Source organism: Acidovorax sp. (assembly GCF_046291265.1).
GTDB lineage: Bacteria > Pseudomonadota > Gammaproteobacteria > Burkholderiales > Burkholderiaceae_C > Acidovorax.
In genome coordinates, this window is the sequence record NZ_JBKBTV010000080.1 from 1 (window position 1) to 17,462 (window position 17,462).

19 protein-coding genes, 1 tRNA gene and 1 riboswitch are annotated in these 17,462 nt (G+C 63.6%); of the genes, 11 read left to right on the forward strand and 9 right to left on the reverse strand.

What is annotated here, in order from left to right; all coding sequences use genetic code 11:
- Nucleotides 1-74: 74 nt before the first annotated feature.
- The 3 genes from ACK41V_RS21100 to ACK41V_RS21110 all read left to right on the forward strand — a co-directional run bounded on the left by ACK41V_RS21100 (nucleotide 75) and on the right by ACK41V_RS21110 (nucleotide 1,673).
- Nucleotides 75-1,067, forward strand: a complete 993-nt coding sequence (locus ACK41V_RS21100) for a DNA-directed RNA polymerase subunit alpha (RefSeq protein WP_409785284.1) — start codon at nucleotides 75-77, stop codon at nucleotides 1,065-1,067.
- 114 nt (nucleotides 1,068-1,181) lie between these two features.
- Nucleotides 1,182-1,574, forward strand: a complete 393-nt coding sequence (rplQ, locus tag ACK41V_RS21105) for a 50S ribosomal protein L17 (RefSeq protein ID WP_409785286.1) — start codon at nucleotides 1,182-1,184, stop codon at nucleotides 1,572-1,574.
- 22 nt (nucleotides 1,575-1,596) lie between these two features.
- Nucleotides 1,597-1,673 (forward strand) — tRNA-Met (locus ACK41V_RS21110).
- A gap of 227 nt (nucleotides 1,674-1,900) precedes the next feature.
- On the opposite strand, the gene nhaR is transcribed toward ACK41V_RS21110, so the two are convergent.
- Entirely contained in the window at nucleotides 1,901-2,797 is an 897-nt protein-coding gene (gene nhaR / locus ACK41V_RS21115) for a transcriptional activator NhaR (RefSeq protein ID WP_409785288.1), read from the reverse strand.
- Nucleotides 2,798-2,948: 151 nt separating this feature from the next.
- On the opposite strand from nhaR, the gene ACK41V_RS21120 reads away from it, so the two are divergent.
- The gene (locus tag ACK41V_RS21120; RefSeq protein WP_409785289.1) at nucleotides 2,949-3,497 is read left to right on the forward strand and encodes an Rrf2 family transcriptional regulator; all 549 of its coding nucleotides are present in this window, start codon (nucleotides 2,949-2,951) and stop codon (nucleotides 3,495-3,497) included.
- Between the two features lie 244 nt (nucleotides 3,498-3,741).
- On the opposite strand, the gene ACK41V_RS21125 is transcribed toward ACK41V_RS21120, so the two are convergent.
- From ACK41V_RS21125 to ACK41V_RS21140, 4 genes are all read right to left on the reverse strand, one after another.
- Nucleotides 3,742-4,155, reverse strand: a complete 414-nt coding sequence (locus ACK41V_RS21125) for a VOC family protein (RefSeq protein WP_409785291.1) — start codon at nucleotides 4,153-4,155, stop codon at nucleotides 3,742-3,744.
- 39 nt (nucleotides 4,156-4,194) lie between these two features.
- On the reverse strand, nucleotides 4,195-4,572 hold the full coding sequence (locus ACK41V_RS21130) for a hypothetical protein (protein ID WP_409785293.1): 378 nt from the start codon (nucleotides 4,570-4,572) through the stop codon (nucleotides 4,195-4,197).
- A gap of 84 nt (nucleotides 4,573-4,656) precedes the next feature.
- Nucleotides 4,657-5,031, reverse strand: a complete 375-nt coding sequence (locus ACK41V_RS21135; RefSeq protein ID WP_409785295.1) for a TraR/DksA family transcriptional regulator — start codon at nucleotides 5,029-5,031, stop codon at nucleotides 4,657-4,659.
- 105 nt (nucleotides 5,032-5,136) lie between these two features.
- Nucleotides 5,137-5,784, reverse strand: coding sequence for a glutathione S-transferase (locus tag ACK41V_RS21140; protein WP_409785296.1), 648 nt, complete (start codon nucleotides 5,782-5,784; stop codon nucleotides 5,137-5,139).
- Between the two features lie 113 nt (nucleotides 5,785-5,897).
- On the opposite strand from ACK41V_RS21140, the gene ACK41V_RS21145 reads away from it, so the two are divergent.
- From ACK41V_RS21145 to ACK41V_RS21170, 6 genes are all read left to right on the forward strand, one after another.
- The gene (locus ACK41V_RS21145) at nucleotides 5,898-6,269 is read left to right on the forward strand and encodes a DUF2946 family protein (RefSeq protein ID WP_409785298.1); all 372 of its coding nucleotides are present in this window, start codon (nucleotides 5,898-5,900) and stop codon (nucleotides 6,267-6,269) included.
- A gap of 80 nt (nucleotides 6,270-6,349) precedes the next feature.
- Nucleotides 6,350-8,668 (forward strand): TonB-dependent receptor, encoded by a 2,319-nt coding sequence (locus tag ACK41V_RS21150; RefSeq protein WP_409785299.1) that lies wholly within the window; start codon nucleotides 6,350-6,352, stop codon nucleotides 8,666-8,668.
- 97 nt (nucleotides 8,669-8,765) lie between these two features.
- Entirely contained in the window at nucleotides 8,766-9,242 is a 477-nt protein-coding gene (locus tag ACK41V_RS21155) for a YcnI family protein (protein WP_409785301.1), read from the forward strand.
- Between the two features lie 59 nt (nucleotides 9,243-9,301).
- Nucleotides 9,302-9,799, forward strand: coding sequence for a copper chaperone PCu(A)C (locus ACK41V_RS21160; RefSeq protein WP_409785303.1), 498 nt, complete (start codon nucleotides 9,302-9,304; stop codon nucleotides 9,797-9,799).
- A 96-nt stretch (nucleotides 9,800-9,895) separates the two neighbouring features.
- Nucleotides 9,896-10,789, forward strand: coding sequence for a PhaM family polyhydroxyalkanoate granule multifunctional regulatory protein (locus ACK41V_RS21165; protein ID WP_409785304.1), 894 nt, complete (start codon nucleotides 9,896-9,898; stop codon nucleotides 10,787-10,789).
- A gap of 64 nt (nucleotides 10,790-10,853) precedes the next feature.
- Entirely contained in the window at nucleotides 10,854-12,185 is a 1,332-nt protein-coding gene (locus ACK41V_RS21170; protein ID WP_409785306.1) for an FIST N-terminal domain-containing protein, read from the forward strand.
- A 50-nt stretch (nucleotides 12,186-12,235) separates the two neighbouring features.
- Here the strand turns inward: ACK41V_RS21170 and ACK41V_RS21175 are convergent, their stop codons facing one another.
- Together ACK41V_RS21175 and ACK41V_RS21180 are read right to left on the reverse strand one after the other, a co-directional pair.
- Nucleotides 12,236-13,558 (reverse strand): hemolysin family protein, encoded by a 1,323-nt coding sequence (locus tag ACK41V_RS21175; protein WP_409785308.1) that lies wholly within the window; start codon nucleotides 13,556-13,558, stop codon nucleotides 12,236-12,238.
- A gap of 235 nt (nucleotides 13,559-13,793) precedes the next feature.
- Complete coding sequence (locus ACK41V_RS21180) at nucleotides 13,794-15,110, reverse strand: D-amino acid dehydrogenase (protein WP_409785309.1); 1,317 nt, start codon at nucleotides 15,108-15,110, stop codon at nucleotides 13,794-13,796.
- A gap of 94 nt (nucleotides 15,111-15,204) precedes the next feature.
- Nucleotides 15,205-15,326: riboswitch (glycine riboswitch) on the reverse strand.
- Between the two features lie 224 nt (nucleotides 15,327-15,550).
- On the opposite strand from ACK41V_RS21180, the gene ACK41V_RS21185 reads away from it, so the two are divergent.
- Entirely contained in the window at nucleotides 15,551-16,333 is a 783-nt protein-coding gene (locus tag ACK41V_RS21185; protein ID WP_409785310.1) for a 2-keto-4-pentenoate hydratase, read from the forward strand.
- A 29-nt stretch (nucleotides 16,334-16,362) separates the two neighbouring features.
- Here ACK41V_RS21185 and ACK41V_RS21190 read toward each other — a convergent pair whose 3' ends face one another.
- Both ACK41V_RS21190 and ACK41V_RS21195 read right to left on the reverse strand, forming a co-directional pair.
- Nucleotides 16,363-16,923, reverse strand: coding sequence for a hypothetical protein (locus ACK41V_RS21190; RefSeq protein ID WP_409785311.1), 561 nt, complete (start codon nucleotides 16,921-16,923; stop codon nucleotides 16,363-16,365).
- 183 nt (nucleotides 16,924-17,106) lie between these two features.
- Entirely contained in the window at nucleotides 17,107-17,460 is a 354-nt protein-coding gene (locus ACK41V_RS21195; RefSeq protein WP_409785313.1) for a YXWGXW repeat-containing protein, read from the reverse strand.
- Between the last annotated feature and the right edge of the window lie 2 nt (nucleotides 17,461-17,462).

Here is a 17,462-nt window from a genome sequence, read left to right on the forward strand (position 1 = left end):
GCGAGGCATCGCGGTTTAGGCGCTTCACCAGCCTTACCGGTGTAACGAGCTGGGGGTATTGAGAGGAAGTCTGAATGCAAACCAATTTGCTGAAACCCAAGGCGATCAATGTCGAGCAGCTTGGCCACAATCGTGCCAAGGTCGCACTGGAGCCGTTCGAGCGTGGGTACGGCCACACGCTGGGTAACGCCATTCGGCGTGTCTTGCTCTCGTCCATGGTGGGTTACGCAGCGACGGAAGTCACCATTGCCGGCGTTTTGCATGAGTACTCGTCCATTGATGGTGTCCAGGAAGATGTTGTCAACATCTTGCTGAATCTCAAGGGCGTCGTGTTCAAGTTGCACAACCGTGACGAAGTGACGCTGAGCCTGCGCAAAGACGGCGAAGGGGTGGTCACTGCACGTGATATCCAGACGCCTCACGATGTAGAGATCGTCAACCCTGACCATGTCATTGCGAACCTGTCCGCAGGTGGCAAGCTTGACATGCAGATCAAGGTCGAAAAAGGCCGTGGCTATGTGCCCGGCAACATGCGCCGGTATGCGGACGAATCGACCAAGTCGATTGGACGCATTGTGCTGGATGCATCGTTCTCACCCGTGAAACGCGTGAGCTACACGGTCGAAAGCGCTCGTGTTGAGCAGCGTACTGACTTGGACAAGCTGGTTGTTGAGATCGAAACGAACGGTGCCATCACTGCCGAAGATGCAGTCCGCGCATCCGCCAAGATCTTGGTGGAACAGCTGGCCGTGTTTGCACAGTTGGAAGGTGGCGAGCTGGCTGCGTTTGACGCACCTGCAGGTCCACGCGGCAACGCAACATTCGACCCAATCCTGTTGCGCCCTGTCGACGAGCTGGAGCTGACCGTACGTTCTGCCAACTGCCTGAAGGCCGAAAACATTTACTACATCGGTGACCTGATCCAGCGCACCGAGAACGAGCTGCTGAAGACGCCTAACTTGGGTCGTAAGTCGCTCAACGAGATCAAGGAAGTGCTTGCTTCGCGCGGTCTCACGCTGGGTATGAAACTTGAAAACTGGCCACCCGCTGGCTTGGACAAACGTTAAGTTATAATTTTTGGTTCCCTTTTAGGGAACGAATAGGCTCCCTTCTGGGGAGCAGTGCCTCGGGCAGTACCTGATACGGCTGCCTGATTTAATTACATAGTAGGAAAAAGCACCATGCGCCACGGACACGGACTCCGCAAACTCAACCGCACCAGCTCGCACCGCCTTGCAATGCTGCAGAACATGATGAATTCGCTGCTGCAGCACGAAGTCATCAAGACCACCGTGCCAAAGGCCAAGGAACTGCGCCGCGTGGTTGAGCCCATGATCACCCTGGCCAAGGTCGACACCGTTGCCAATCGCCGCCTCGCATTCAACCGCCTGCGTGATCGTGACATGGTGACCAAGTTGTTCAACGAACTGGGCCCTCGCTTCAATGCGCGTCCCGGTGGCTACACACGCATCCTGAAAATGGGCTTTCGCGTGGGTGACAACGCGCCTATGGCATTGGTCGAATTGGTGGACCGCGCTGCAGAAACTGAAAATAATTCGGCAGCAGCCGAATAATAGGGTATAATTTACTTCTTACCGCGCGATGGAGCAGTCTGGTAGCTCGTTGGGCTCATAACCCAAAGGTCGGAGGTTCAAATCCTCCTCGCGCAACCAAAAAATAGCGGTACTCGCTAAAGCAAAACGCCCACTTCCAAGTGGGCGTTTTGCTTTGTGCGTTCTATTTTAAGCTTCCGCCAAATTGCGATTCGGGGATGTCGGCGGCAGCGTATGCGACTTGGCTGGTTTATGTCGCAGTTACTGTGGTCGGCAGTCGTCTGCGGGAGCCTTCCTCCAGTCGGCGGTTAGGGCGCGCTATCTGGCGATAGGATCAGTGCAACCTATTAGCGCGCAAAAAGGTCCGCCTTCGCCGCCCTAGTGATGGCAACAACACAAGGATGCGTAATCCGTCGCTCTACGGAAATTGCAAAAAACTCCTCTACAAGTTCGGTGGACCTGCCAATCACTTCCACGCCAAACTGAGCGGTTGTTTCGTCATCCAGCACTGTAGGAGACGTGAAGATCCCGCGACCTTCGCGGCCGAAAGCGTTCATCAGGGCACTGTCGTCGAACTCTCCGACGATGCGCGGTTGAAGTTGATGTTTGTTAAACCAGTGGTCAAGTTGCTGGCGAACGGATGACATCGGGCCCTGGATGAGCATGGGCGCACCATGCAAGCACTGCGGAAAATTGCCTTGTAGGTGACTTCTCAATGCAGGGGCGCACAAAAAGCTCATGCCGCTGGTACCCAGCGGGTGATTAAACGCCTTCACTCCAATCTTTTTGGATACAGGCTCGTCGGCGAGCACCAGGTCCAGTTTGTGCAAGCTCAGCTGGGCGATCAGTTCTGGAAACTTTCCTTCGTGGCAGGTCATGTGGACCTGCTGAGGCATTCCCAACGCTGGCTCCAAAAGGTGGTACGCCACGGACTTGGCGATCGAGTCCGCCACGCCGACACGAAACTCCAGCGGCTTTTCCTGGCCGCGAGAGAGGCGGATGGAGTTCTCCAGATCGTTGCCCAGGGCAAAGATCTGCTCGGCGTATCCCAAGGCTACGCGGCCCTCGCTGGTCAGTTCCAGTCCTCGCCCCCGTTTGCGAAAGAGATCATGACCCAGCCAAGCTTCCAGTTGCTTGATCTGGCCAGACAGGGTTTGGGGTGTGGTGTGGAGTTGTTCACTCGCGCGCATCACGCCGCCCGCCTTCGCAACTGTCCAGAAATAGCGCAGGTGTTTGAAGTTCATATGGCATCAATACTTCGGAAAAAGCGATCAATAAACTTTGATAAATCGAATATACGCGAAGTATCAAAAAACCTACATTGAAGGCTTGGCACCAATCCGTGGCGATGTTTGTCACGGCGGCAGCTGCCAACCTTCACAAGGAGTAGCAACGATGCGTATCACTACCAGAGGACAACTCGCGGTGTCGGCGATGACGGACCTTGCACTGCGTCAGAAGATGCGGCCAGTGGCCTTGTCCACCATCAGCGCCCGCCAAGGCACATCACTCTCTTACCTGGAGCAACTCTTCAGCGCCTTGCGCCGCGCTGGATTGGTCGACAGCACGCGTGGGCCCGGTGGCGGATACACGCTGGCGCGGCGGGCAGACCAGGTGTCGGTCGCCGAAATCATCCTGGCGGTTGAGAACCTCAAGGCTGACGAGTTGCAGAACATGGGGGTGACCCAGGCTGCTCAAGTGAAGTCCATGACGGGTGAACTGTGGTCCACGTTCAACTCGCGGGTCATGGAATATCTGCAGTCGGTGACCTTGCAGGACTTGGTGGCCGAGCAGCTCGCCAAAGGCGTGGCCCCAGATGACGTGGTTGCTCCCGCCGCAGCAAAACCTAAGCTCACGCCCAAGCCACGGCCGCTGATGGCGCGGGTTGGTGTGCCCAATTCAGTGTTTGCGCTCGGAAGCATTCCGCTGCTGCAGCGCCGATAGACAGCGCCAGTCGTTTGTCGCATTGCGGTGATCCTCCTTGGGAGGTGCCGCCGCCGTCACGCGAGCATTGAGTTCGCGAACCCGGCGTCAACGGTGCTAGGTCGCCGCGCAGCGCCTGCCCGAAAAGCCCTTGGCTGATGGGTGCGCCTTACGGGCGGCGAAATGCATACCAACCGCCCCATGAAACGGCCGGTCGTGGGCCGTCTGCCCCGGATCGCCATCCCCACAGAGACGGCAAGCAGGCTCAAGCGGCGTAGACCTGATCCAGAGAGCGAAAACCCTTGATCTCTATCGGGTTGCCGCTGGGGTCATGAAAGAACATCGTCCACTGTTCTCCGGGTTGGCCCTCAAAGCGGACCTGCGGCGCCAGCACAAAGGCTGTGCCTGCGGCTTGCAGGCGCGCGGCCAGCGCGTGCCACTCGGGCAGCTCCAGGATCGCGCCGAAGTGTGGCATGGGCACCATGTGGTCCCCGACATGTCCGGTGCGGGCGCTAGCGAATGGGGTGCCCAGGTGCAAGGAAATCTGGTGGCCAAAAAAGTCAAAGTCCACCCAGGTATCGGTGCTTCGACCTTCTTGGCAACCCAGCACGCCACCGTAGAAGCGGCGGGCGGCATCCAGATCGGTGACGTGAAAGGCGAGGTGAAAAAGGCTGCGCATCCTGCAAAGGATAGCAGCCAGGGCCTTGATGGCTCGCGCTCAGGCGACGGTCGACGGATCAGCCGCCATGTTGTCGAACTTCTTGAAATACTGGCGCGCCATGGCCACCAGCTGGGGGTCGGTCGGGTGGTCGGCCACGATCGAGTCCACGATGACGCCCGCCACCTTGGCGTCGTGCTTGAGGCACCAGTCGCGAAACTGGTTGCGCACAAGGCCGGGGCCCGCCACCAGCACTTCGTGGGTGTCTACCAAGGCCTGCGCAATGTCGGCAAAGTAGGCATTCAGATCGTCCGTTTTGCCCTGGTGTTTGTGGTGGCTGCGTGACTTGATGCGGTGCGCCTCGGCGTGTGTGCTGTCAAACATCACCACGTGGGCTTCGGATTGGTCCAGCCAGACAACGGCGTGAAATGTGCTCATGGAAAAAACTTTCGTGATGGAGAAAACGGGGGGAAGAAAGTTAAGAAGTGAACGAAGGCTTGGCAAGCTTCGTGTGCGTTGCTCTCAGACCGCATGGTGTTGCTGCAGCTCCACCTTCTCTTGGCAGTGCACGCAGCGGGGCGCCTCCGGCGTGCCGTACAGGCGCGCAGCGGTGATGTCGGTGCCGCAGTCGGTACATTCGCCATAGGTGCCCGCTTCGATGCGGTGGAGCGCCGTGTCCACCGCGGCAAGGTGTGCGGTCTCGCGCTCGTCGAGGGCAAACTCCAGCTCGCGTTCGGTGGCAAGCTGGGCGCGCGGGTCTTCGGGTTGTCCGAAGTGGTCGGCAGCCGCTTCGGCGCGGCCGATGACGCCTCCGCGCTGCGCGGCCAGCTGGGCCAGCAGCGCAGATTGCTGGGTCAGCAGCAACTGGCGAAAGGGGGCGGCTTGGGTCTTGTCCATGCGATGTCTCCTCGGGGTGAGCGGATATCTGCATGGTGCGCCTGCGCGCAGTACCTCGGGTTGACCAAGGTCAAGGGAACAAGCCCCCAGCCTTCAATGCCGACTTCAGCGCTTGGGCGGGCGCGCCAGCATTTCTGCGGTGTTCGTCTTGCGGTCGGCGTTCACACGCTGCACATGCGGGCGCTCTGCCATGCGCGTGAGGTACTCGCGCACGGGCAGGTCGGCCAGGTAGTCGCGGCCATAGATGATCTTGGTGGCCGAGCTGACCAGGGGCAGGTGCACGATGGCGGCGCAGTCGGCCATCGTGAAGGTGTCGCCCGCCACGTATGGGCTGAACTTTGCCAGCTGGCCGAACGCGGCGATGTTTTTCTCCAGCTGGGCGCCCACCTTTTCGCGGGCGGTTTCGCTGACGGTGCCGCCAAAAAACGCCTGGGGGTACAGATTGCGCGCCACCAGCTCCAGGTGCAGCTCCAAAAACGTGATCAACTCGCGCACTTTGGCGGCTGCCAGCGGGTCAGAGGGCAGCAAGGCAGGTTGGGGGTACGCGGTTTCGATGTAGTCGGCCATCACGGCCGACTCGCACAGCGTGCCCTGGGATGTGCGCAGATAGGGCACCTTGCCCAGCGGGCTGGCGCTGCGGTCGGTTTCGCCCACCCAGGCCAGTTCTTCCGTAAAAGGCACGCCCTTTTCCAGCAGCGCGAGCTTGACCTTGTTGTAGTAGTTGCTGGCCGAAAAGCCGCAGAGTGTCAGCATGGTATGTCTCCGTTCTAGGTTGTGATGACCGAGGCACATCGTAGGCCGCAGCAAGGCGTGGGTCCGTCGCACAGATGACCCCGGGCGCCGTGCGCGCCTACAATCGAGGCTCCATGTCGTTGTCTTCCCTGCAAACCATTCGCAGCCTTCGTTGGCTCGCCCGCCTTGTGCTGGCGTGGTTTGTGTTGTCGATTGGCGTGGCCGTGGCGTCGCCGCTGGTCAACCCACAGGGCATGGAGCTGATCTGCTCCGGCTCCGGGGCGATCAAGATCCTGGTGAAAACCGACGACGGCGCCAAAGAGATGTCCAGCCACACGCTGGATTGCCCGCTGTGCGCGCACGTAGGTGCTCCGCCCCCAACGTCGCAGGCCGCGCTGCCTGTGGCCCACCCCCTGGCGCACGCCCTGCGCCCCATCCCCGCCGCGCACATTGCTGCGCGCACCGCCGCGCCGCTGCCGCCGCGCGGGCCTCCCGCGTTCTCCTGAAATCGCTATCTGTTTGATAGCTGCTAGCGCTTGATGGATAAGCGCTAGCGGTCTATTTGGCTCGAAATTCAGGAGTTCCCATGCGCAAAAGTCGCATGGCGCTGGCAGTGGCCAGTGCCTTTCCCCTCGCTCTTACCTTCACGTTCACCGGTGCCGTGCCCGCATTCGCCCAGACTGCCGACAGCGCCAATGCGTCTGTCAAGGCGCTGGGCGTGGTCACCATCAGCGGTGGCCAACCCACCTCGCTGCCCACGCAGATCCCCACCACCATCGAGGGCGTGACGCGCGAGCAGATCGAGCACTCGATCAACGCCACCGACAGCGAAGACGCGCTCAAGTACCTGCCCAGCCTGCTGGTGCGCAAGCGCTACATCGGCGACTACAACCACGCCGTGCTGTCCACGCGCGCCTCGGGCACGGGCAACCCGGCGCGCTCCATGGTGTTTGCCGACGGCATTTTGCTGAGCAACTACCTGGGCAACGGCCCCACCAACGCGCCGCGCTGGATGTTGGTCACGCCCGAAGAGATCGAGCGCGTGGACGTGCTCTACGGCCCCTTCTCTGCCGCCTATGCGGGCAACTCGGTGGGCGCCGTGGTGGACTACGTCACGCGCATGCCGACCAAGTTTGAGGCCCACGGCAAGGTCAGCTACCAGCACCAGCCGTTCGATCTGTACGGCACCAGCGCCACCTACGCCGGCAAGCAGGTCAGCGCATCCGTTGGCAACAAGAATGGCGACTGGTCCTGGTTCCTCAACTTCAACCAAACCGACAGCGAAGGCCAGCCGCTCACCTTCCCCACGCGCTTGGTGTCCGCCGGGACCATGGGCAACGCAGGCACGCCGGTGACCGGCGCGGTGCTGGGCAACAACCGCAGCAACCAGCCCTGGGTCCTGCTGGGCACGGCCACGCAGTACCACACGCAGCAAGACCACATCAAGGCCAAGATCGCCTACGACATCTCGCCCACCGTGCGCGCGGCCTACACCCTGGGCTGGTGGCACAACGAATCCGAAGGCCGCCCCACCAGCTACCTGCGCGACGCTAACGGCAATGCGGTGTACGGCGGCACGGTCAACATCACTGGCCGCTCGTTTGCGCTGGCGCCTACTGACTTCAATGTGTCCAACGAAAGCCTCACGCATTTCATGCATGGGCTCTCGGTCAAGAGCAACACCAAGGGCGTATTCGACTGGGAAGTGGCCGCCAGCCTCTACGACTACCAGACCGACACCCTGCGCGCCGCTACCGTAGCGATGCCCGCCGCTTTGAGTGGTGGCGCAGGCCGCATCGTCAACAGCAAGGGCACGGGCTGGAACACGCTGGCGGCCAAAGGCACCTGGCGGCCCGATGGTGTGCAAGGCGCACACATCGTGGACTTTGGCCTGCAGCGCGACAGCTACCAGCTGCGCACCGTGGAGAACGCCACGGCGAACTGGATCAACGGCGCTGCGGGCGCCCGCAACCAGGCGTTCAACGGCGACACCCAACTGCTGGGCCTGTGGGCCCAAGACACCTGGAAGATCGCGCCAAAGTGGAAGGCCGTGCTGGGCGCCCGCGCCGAGCGCTGGAGCGCCAGCAATGGCCAGACAGGCAACGCCACCACCACGGTGAGCCACCCCGAGCGCAACGAAACCTACTTCTCGCCCAAGGCTGCGGTGGCTTACCAGGCCACCGACCTGTGGGTGCTCAAGGCCTCTACCGGCCGCGCCGTGCGCATGCCCACCGTGGCCGAGCTGTACCAGGGCGGCATCAGCGGCAGCGGCACGCTCATCAACAACGACCCGAACCTGAGGCCCGAAAAGAGCTGGACCACGGAGTTGACGGCCGAGCGGGACATAGGCAACGGTTTGCTGCGCCTGACGGCGTTCTTTGAGCGCACGAAAGACGCGCTGTACTCACAGACCAATGTGCTGGTCACGCCCAACGTGACGAATGTGCAGAACGTGGACGCAATCCGTACCAAAGGCATCGAGCTGTCGTACCAGGCCGCTAACGTCTTCGTGCGCGGACTGGAGCTGGGCAGCAGCCTGACCTGGACGGATTCCAAGATCACCCGCAACGACAAGTTCCCCGCCAGCGTCGGCCAATGGCAGCCGCGCATCCCCGAGTGGCGTGCCAGCGCCGTGGCCACGTACCGGCCGGACGACAAGTGGTCGTACACCCTGGGGGCGCGCTATAGCGGCAAGCAATACAGCACGCTCGACAACACCGACGTGAACGGCTTTGCCTACCAGGGCGCCAGCCGCTACTTCACCACCGACGTGCGCGTGCGCTACCAGATCACCAAGGCGGTCAGCGCCGCCGTGGGCATCGACAACCTCAACAACTACCAGTTCTGGAACTTCCACCCCTACCCGCAGCGCACTTACTTCGCTGAACTCAAGGTAAGCCTCTGAAAGGAACATACTTCATGTCTCTAAATACTATGAAAATATAGCTGCTACCGCTTTACTGATAAGCGCTGGAGGCCTTTTTGGCTCTGCATCTGCCCATGTGGTGCTCGAATACCAGGTCGCCCCGGCAGGCGCCAGCTACAAGGCCACCTTCAAGGTGGGCCACGGCTGCGCCGGGTCGCCGACGCGGCAGATTGCGGTGGACATTCCGGCGGGCATGCGCGGCGCGCGGCCCATGCCCAAGCCCGGCTGGACGCTGGAGGTGCAGCGCGAAAAGCTCGCCCAGCCCTACACCAGCCATGGCCGCACCGTCACCGACGACGTGGTGCGCGTGACGTGGACAGCCAAGACGCCCGAAGACATGCTGCCCAACGCGCATTACGATGAATTCGTGCTCGTCGCCACCACGCCCGAGAAGGCCGGGCCGGTGTACTGGCCGGTGCGCCAAGCCTGTGCGGAAGGCAAGAACGACTGGACCGACGTGCCCCCACCCGGCCAGAAGCTCTCGGACCTGAAGTCCCCCGCGGCCCTGCTGGAAATCCTGCCCGGCGCAGGCGGCGGTGCCCACCAACATTGACCGTCAAGCCCACGGGCTTGTTGGTTCTTCCTTCTCCTGAAAAACTGAACGACATCACCATGAAAAAACTGCTTCACACCGCCGCCCTGGTTTCCGCGCTGGCCACCAGCCTGATCAGCGGCCCCGCGTTGGCACAGACCGCCGCCGTCAAGGTTGAAGGCGCCTGGGCGCGCGCCAGCGTGCAGGGCCAAAAGGGCACGGGCGCCTTCATGCGCCTGACCGCCAAGGACGGCGCCCGCCTGGTGCGCGCCGAGTCGCCCGCTGCGGGCGTGACCGAAGTGCACGAGATGAAGATGGAAGGCGACGTCATGAAGATGCGCGCCGTGCCCGTGCTGGAATTGCCCGCAGGCAAAACCGTGGAACTCAAGCCCGGTGGCTACCACGTCATGCTGCTGGACCTGAAGGCGCCCCTGGCCAAGGACAGCTCGGTGCCCATTACCCTGGTGTTTCAGGACGCCAAGGGCGCAGAAAGCAAGCTCAACCTGAACGTGCCCGTGGGCACCACGCCCCCCGGCGGTGCCACTGCGGGCAGCATGATGGATGGGCATAAACACTGAGGACACCGCCGCCGCAGCGCCTTCGCGGGCGCAGCGCATTGGAGTAAGCTGTGCCTCCACCACAGACTACCCTCGTCCACCTCTTGCGGAGCGGCCATGAGCGACACATCGAATTTCGGTTTCGGCAAACTTGTCCCCGGTTTTGACTTTCTGCAAAGCCTGGCCAAAGGGGCGTCCAGCAGCATTCCGCAGTTGCCCAACCTCAGCAATTGGGTGGCGCCCACCATCAGCGTGGAAGAGCTGGAAAAGCGCATCGACGAACTGAAGGCCGTGCAGTTCTGGCTGGAGCAAAACTCCCGCGCGCTGGCCGCCACCATCCAGGCGCTGGAGGTGCAAAAGATGACGCTCGCCACGCTCAAGGGAATGAACTTCAGCATGGGGGACGTCGCCAACGCCTTCAAGCTTAAGACCGCTGACACCGTGATGGGCGGCGTGCAAAAAGCTGCCAACACCATGACCGGCGCGGCCGACGCCATGGCCAGTGCCGCCGCCCGCGTGACGGGCCGTGCCAATGCTGCAGGCGCCGAACCCGAAGAACACGAAGACGACGCAGAGCCTGCCGAAGAGCAAGCCGCAGCGCCCACCAAGGCCAAAGCCAAGGGCGGCAAAGCCAGCAGTGCGGCCGACCCCACGGTGGTCGACCCCATGCAGTGGTGGGGCGCCCTGACCAGCCAGTTCCAGCAGATCGCGGCCAACGCCATGAAAGACGCGGCCAAACAGACCGCCATCGACACCACCAAGAACATGGCGACAGGCTTGGCCAAGGAGGCCCTTAAAACAGCCACAGGCATGGCCACGCAGTTTGCCGCCAAAGGCATGCAGACCATGCAAGGCGGCAAACGGGCTGCCAGCGCCGCCCAAAAGCCCGCCACCGTCGCCAAGAAGGCCCCGGCCAAAAAGGCTGCAGCAAAAACGGCTGCTAAACCTGCCAGCAAGGCGGCGGCTAAGAAATCCCCCAACCGAAGCGCCCCGCGCAAGCCGGTGCGCTGACCAGGCGGGCGGGGTGCCCGGCTGTGCTCCTGCTGGCCCAACCCCGTCTGCGAGAGACCTTGTCATGAAACTCTTCCCCACCGGCCATGCAACCCACCCCCAGTGGCGCATGGCCGCGGCTTTGGTGCTGGCGCAATTGCGCGCCCAGATGGCTTTGCCCGACTATGCATCGGCCCCCTCGCTGGGGTTGCTCTACATCACCGACCACTACGCCAACGAGGCGCAGGGCCTGCTCGACTACCTCAGTGCCGAGTTGCCGGAGGTGACCGACTGGAGCGGCACGGTGGGGGTGGGCGTGTCGGCCAACAATGCCGAATACTTTGACGAGCCCGCGCTGTCGGTGATGCTGCTCGACGTGTCTGCCGACCAGTACCGGGTGTTTTCTGGCGTGGCGCCGCTGCCCACCCATGCCAACCATCCCGGCAGCGGTTTTGTGGCCCACACGGCACTGGTGCATGCCGATGGCCGCACGCCGGAGCTGACCGAACTGCTGACTGAGATGGCGGCACGCACCGATACGGGCTACTTGTTTGGGGGCCTGTCCGCCAGCCGCACGAGCAGCGTGCAATTCGCAGTCGGTGGCGACGGCAACATCGCCGGGCAGGGCGGCGCCACGGGCGTGTTTGATGGAGGTTTGTCGGGCGTAGCGTTTGGTGCGGGCGTGTCGCTGGTGTCCCGCGTCACGCAGGGCTGCCAGCCCGTGGGGGCCTTGCGCACCATCACCGAGGCGCACGAGAACGTGGTGCTGCAGCTCGATGGTGAATCGGCGCTGGATGTGCTGCTGGACACGCTGGAAGTCTCGCTCGATGGCGACCCGCAGCCCGCCCTGCGCAAGGTGCGTGCCACGCTGGCCGGGCTGGTCAACGCGGGCGAGCAGCCCCAGGGCCAGCGCCGCACGGGCCACTTTGGCACGGACACCCGGGTGCGGCACATCGTGGGGCTGGATGGCAGCCGCCGCGGTGTGGCCTTGGCCGACCAGGTCGAGGCCGGAATGCACCTGGCGTTCTGCCAGCGCAATGTGGCAGCGGCGCGGGCCGACCTCATGCGCATCTGCGCCGAGATCCGCGAAGAACTCTCGCCCGAAGAGCTGGAGCCTGCGTCGCTGATGTCGTCTTCGAACACCGGTGGCGACAGCGCAATGGCCAGCGGCGCCTCAGCCGCCCGCGCCGCGCCGCAGGCCGAGCGGCGTATCTGTGGTGCGATTTACGTGAGCTGCTCGGGCCGCGGCGGCCCGCATTTTGGCGGGCCCAGCGCCGAGCTGCAAATCGTGCGCCACGCGCTGGGCGATGTGCCGCTGGCGGGGTTTTTTGCGGGCGGGGAGATCGCGCACCACCATCTGTACGGCTACACCGGCGTGTTGACCGTGTTTGTGGACAACGAACCCCTGCACTCCTGATTCCGGCAGGTGGTGGCTGACCAGCGGTCAGTCACCACCCGCAGTTTCCGTCAGCCCGCGCCGTTGTCGTCAGACTCGGCTTTTTCTTCAGGCGTGAGGCGCGTGGCCAGGATCTTGTCGATGGTTTTGCCATCCATGTCCACCACTTCCAGCTTCCAGTCTTCCCACTGCACGGCGTCGGTCACCTTGGGCAGGCGGCCGGTCAGCAGCATGATCATGCCGCTCAGCGTGTGGTACCGGCCCCGGTCCTCCTCGGGCACAGCATCCAGGTTCAGGCGGTCTTTCAGCTCGGGCACGGGGATATGCCCGTCCAGCAGCCAGCTGCCGTCTTCGCGCTGCAGCGCCCACGAGGTTTCAGGGTCGCGCGGCTGAAACTCACCCGTGATGGCCTCGATCAAGTCCTGCAGCGTGACGATGCCCTGCACCTCGCCGTACTCGTCGATGACAAACGCCATGTGCACGTCGGACAGGCGAAAGTTGTCCAGCAGCTCCATGCCGGTGATCGTCTCGGGCACATACAGTGCAGTTTGCAGCGGTTGGTCGGCCAGGCCATGGGTCTTGTCACGCAGCGTGCGGGACAGCCACTGGCGCGCGTTGATCACGCCCAGGATGTTGTCCATACCACCGCGTATCACCGGGAACCGCGCGTGGTCAGATTCTTCGATGCATAGGAGGTTGTCTTCAAACGGGGCGTCCACATCCAGACACACCACATCCCCGCGCGGCACCATCAGCGAGCCGATCTGCCGGTCGTCCAGCCGGAACACATTGCGCACCATGGTGTGCTCGTGCGACTCGATCACACCGGCGGTGGTCCCTTCGACCAACATCGCGTGGATCTCTTCTTCCGTCACCGGGCTGCCACTGGTTTCCTTCACGCCCATCAGGCGCAGCAAGGTGCGGGTAGAGGTGGACAGCAGCAGCACAAACGGTTTGGTCGCAATGGCCAGAAAGTTGATGGGCCGTGCCACCAGCCGCGCAAAGGTCTCGGGGTAGGACTGCCCGATGCGCTTGGGCACCAGTTCGCCCACCACGATGGAGAAGTAGGTGATCAGCACCACCACCAGCCCGGTGGCCGCATAGCTGCCAAACGGCATGGGCACACCCAGTGCTTCCAGCCACAGCGCCAGAGGGCCAGCCAAGGCGGCCTCGCCCACGATACCGTTCAGGACGCCAATCGACGTGATGCCGATCTGGATGGTGGAGAGAAAACGCGTGGGGTCTTCGCCCAGCTTCACGGCGGCGGCGGCGCCGCTATCGCCCTCATCAATCAGTTTCTGCAGCCGGGCCTTGCGGGCGGTGACCAGAGCGATCTCCGACATGGCAAACAGGCCGTTGAGAAGGATGAGGGCGAAGAGTATTGCTATTTCCATACAAAGGGCGCCTTGCGCGCCCTTGGGTGTTGATCAACGGGACATTGTAAGAACCTGTGGCACCCGGCCCGGTGTCGCGACCAGGAACTGTGGTGTGGCTACCCCATTGCAGGCCCGCCTGCTCGTTGCCCAGCCGCAGGGCGTGCAGGCTGGTGAGGGGCCGGATTTAAGGTGTTTTAGGGCTGTAGCGCTTATTGCATAAGCGCTACCAGCTATCAAAAACGGAGTAACGGGCTCAACGCGCGCCTTGTGCACTCAGCAGTGCGGGTGCATCGCCCCGTGCCAGCCCTGCAAAGTCAAAGTCCACCTCGGGCGCCATGCCGCTCACGATGCGCGCCAACGACTTGCCCGAGCCGCAGGCGTGCGTCCAGCCCAGCGTGCCGTGGCCGGTGTTGAGGAACAGGTTGCCCACGCGGGTTTTGCCGATCAGCGGCACGTTGCTGGGTGTGGCGGGGCGCAGTCCGGTCCAGAACTGGGCCTGGCTGGCGTCGCCCGCACCGGGGAAGAGCTGTTCCACGCGGCGCACGATGGCGTCGCAACGCACCTGGTTGAGGTCGCGGTTGTAGCCATTGAGTTCGGCCGTGCCCGCAATGCGCAGCCGATCACCACCCCGCTCGCTGGTGTAGCGCGAGAACACGAGCTTGAACTCGTCGTCCGTCAGGCTCACCTGGTGCGCCTTGGAGGCGTCCTTCACTGGCATGGTCACCGAGTAGCCCTTGGCCGGGTAGATCGGCAGGCGGATGCCCAGCGGCTGCGCCAGCAGCGGGCTGAACGAGCCCATGGCAAGCACAAACGCGTCGCCGCGCACACGCTCGAAACCTCCTTCGGCGTTGGTCACCTCCACGTGGTCGATGTGGTCACCCACCTTGCGCAGCGCGGTGATGTGGTGGCCCAGGCGAAACCGCACGCCCGCCGCCTCACACAGTTGGGCCAGTTCGCGCGTGAACTGGTTGGCATCGCCCGACTCGTCTTCGGCCGTGAAGGTGGCGCCTGCCAGCTGCGGGCGCATGTGGGCCAGCGCGGGCTCGATGCGCACGGCCTCGTCGGCACTGATGACCTGGCGCTCGCAGCCCAGGGTGCGCATCTGTTCGGCCGGGGCCAGTGCGCCGTCGAACTCCTTGGCGTTGGTATAGAAGTGCAGGATGCCCTGCGTGCGCTGGTCGTACTGGATGCCGGTGGCCGCACGCAGCTGCTGCAGGGTGTCGCGGCTGTAGGTGCCCAGGCGCACGATCTGCTCGATGTTGTGGCGCGTGCGCGCTGGCGTGCAGTTGCGCAAAAATTGCAGGCCCCAGAGCCACTGGCGCATGTCGGCACGCAGGCGAAAGAGCAGGGGGGCGTCTTCTTTGCCCAGCCACTGCAGCACCTTGAGCGGCGCGCTGGGGTTGGCCCAGGGTTCGGCATGGCTCACCGAGATCTGCCCGCCGTTGGCAAAACTCGTTTCGGCGCCGGGGGCGCCCTGGCGGTCGATGACAGTGACCTCGTGGCCCAACTGTTGCAGGAAATAAGCCGAAGTCACGCCGAGCAAGCCGGCACCCAATACGATCACGCGCATGATTTTCAAAGCCTTTCTGGGCTCTGGCGCTTGGTGGGCGTGCGCTGATAGCTATTGATTAAATAGCAAGCAGCTGGCGCACGTCTGCCAAGCTGCCGCTCCCCCTGTCCTTGGTACCTGAGAGATTCACCGCACAGCCCATATGGCGCGCGGTTTGCTCCTTCGGTGCGCCACCACGCTGCTGACAGGTGGGGGCGGCTCTCCAGACGGCTTTGATGAATGGTGCAGTACGGGACCTGAGCGTGTATGGGAGTTTGCGCCTTCGGTGCAGCGGGCGGTGCCGCTGGCTCTCCTGCGAGGCCGATTCTAGGGGGCACTGTCGCGCGAAAACCGGTGTCTGAGCGCTAATGAACGGCAATCGTTGCTGATGCTGGCGCCTGCTGTGTGTCGCGATAATCCGCCGACGTGCCCGATCCCAGACCCACCCCAGGATGCTCCCCATGCCCGACACCGCTTTTGACCCCCAGGCCTGCGCAGCCGTGCTCACCATGGCGCGCCAGGGGCGCATGCCCCGGCCGTTGGATCTGCCTGCGGCACTGCGCCCCCGCAATGCCGCCGAGGCGTATGCGGTGCAGGACATCGTGGTGCGCGAGCGGGGCGCGATCGCGGGCTGGAAGGTGGGTGCCGCATCGCCCCAGGCGCTGCCCGCGCGTGCGGCGTTGACCCGGGATTCAGTGTTTGTCGCGCACACCGGTTTGGCGGTGCGTTTGCCCGCAGCCGGTTTTGCGGTGATGGGGGTCGAGGCCGAGCTGGTGTACGAACTGGATGCCGACCTGCCTGCCCGGTCAACGCCGTACAGCGCAGATGAGGTACTGGCCGCTGTGGTGTCCGTGCGTGCCGCCATCGAGGTGTGTGACACGCGGTTTGCGGCCTGGGCCCAGCAGGGCGAGTGGAGCCGCTTGGCCGACCAAGCGTGCCATGGCGCGTTGATTGTGGGTTCTGGGACCACCAGCGTCGCGGGCGTGGAGCCCTTGTTGCAGCCGGTCAGTCTGTCGGTGAATGGGGCGGTGGCTGTGCAGCATGCCGCTTGGGGCAACCCCGCGGGCGATCCGCTGCGGTTGTTGACCTGGCTCGCGAACGAAGGCGCGCGCAGCTTGGGAGGGCTGCGCGCGGGGCATTGGGTGACCACAGGGTCTTGCACCGGCACCGTGATGGTGGCACCGGGCACGGTGGTGGTCGCTGAGCTGTCAGGCCTCGGCCGGGCCGAAGTCCACCTGGGCTGAGGGGCTAGGAGCCCAAGCTCCCAGCGGCATCAGTTGCGACGCGAGTTGTCTGGCTGAGCGTCGCGGCGGTTGGATACGCCGTCGCCATCACGGTCGCGGTCGTTGCGGTTAGAGATGCCGTCACCGTCCCGATCTCCGCCGGGGTTCATTTGTGGATTGTTGGGTTGACTGTCGCGGCGGTTGGGCACACCGTCGCCATCACGATCCCGGTCGTTGCGGTTGGCGATGCCGTCACCGTCCCGGTCCCAGCCGCCGCGGTTCATCTCCCAGCGGCCATCACGCTGCTGCCACTGCGGTGTGCGATAGATGTAACCAGCGCGGGCTTTTTCCCAGTGGCCCGCCACCCACACATGGCGACGACCGCGCCAATCCCAGTACCCTGGCACCCAGACCTGGCCCCGGCGAGCGCGGGGTACAGCCTCGCGCCGTGGGGGTGGTGGGGCTGGAATCAAATAGCCGGATGGGCCGGACTGCACGATCACCGTGCCCTGTATCTGGGCCTGCGCCGGGGCTGTGGTGCCCATCAGCGTGGCCAGCGCCAGGCCAGCGGCGGTGAGGGACGCACGAAACATTGAATTCGAAACAGTCATGGTGAAACTCCTTGTTTTTTGCAACCAGTCTGCTGCAGCGGATCCCGGGTGCGGGGGCTGGTGAGGCGTCGTGGTTGCTGTTGTTGGGCTTGAAGGCACATCGTCGTTGGGAGTGCCGGGCCCCGTCTGTCGGCAAGGCGCAGTGCGCGCTGTAGTCCGGCAGCCTGAACCCGAGCGTGCAAGTCAACGACGGTAGGGGTTGTCGGGGCGGCTGTCGTGTCGATTGGGCACACCGTCACCATCACGGTCCCAGCGGCCGGGCTGCATGTTCCAGCGGCCACCGCGCTCCTCCCAGCGCGGTTCGCGGTAGTGATAGCCGTGGCGGGCTTTTACCCAGTGGCCTTGCATCCACACGTGGCGGTGACCACGCCATTCCCAGTGGCCAGGCACCCACGCCATGCCGCGGCGATGGCGGGGCGTGGCTTCGTGGCGGGGTGGGGGCGGCGCGTGGTACTGCGTGCGGATCGGTGAAGCGTGCTGGTAGTGCGGAGTGCCGGCCTGGATGACAACGGTGGCGCTGGTCTGCGCCTGCGCCACCG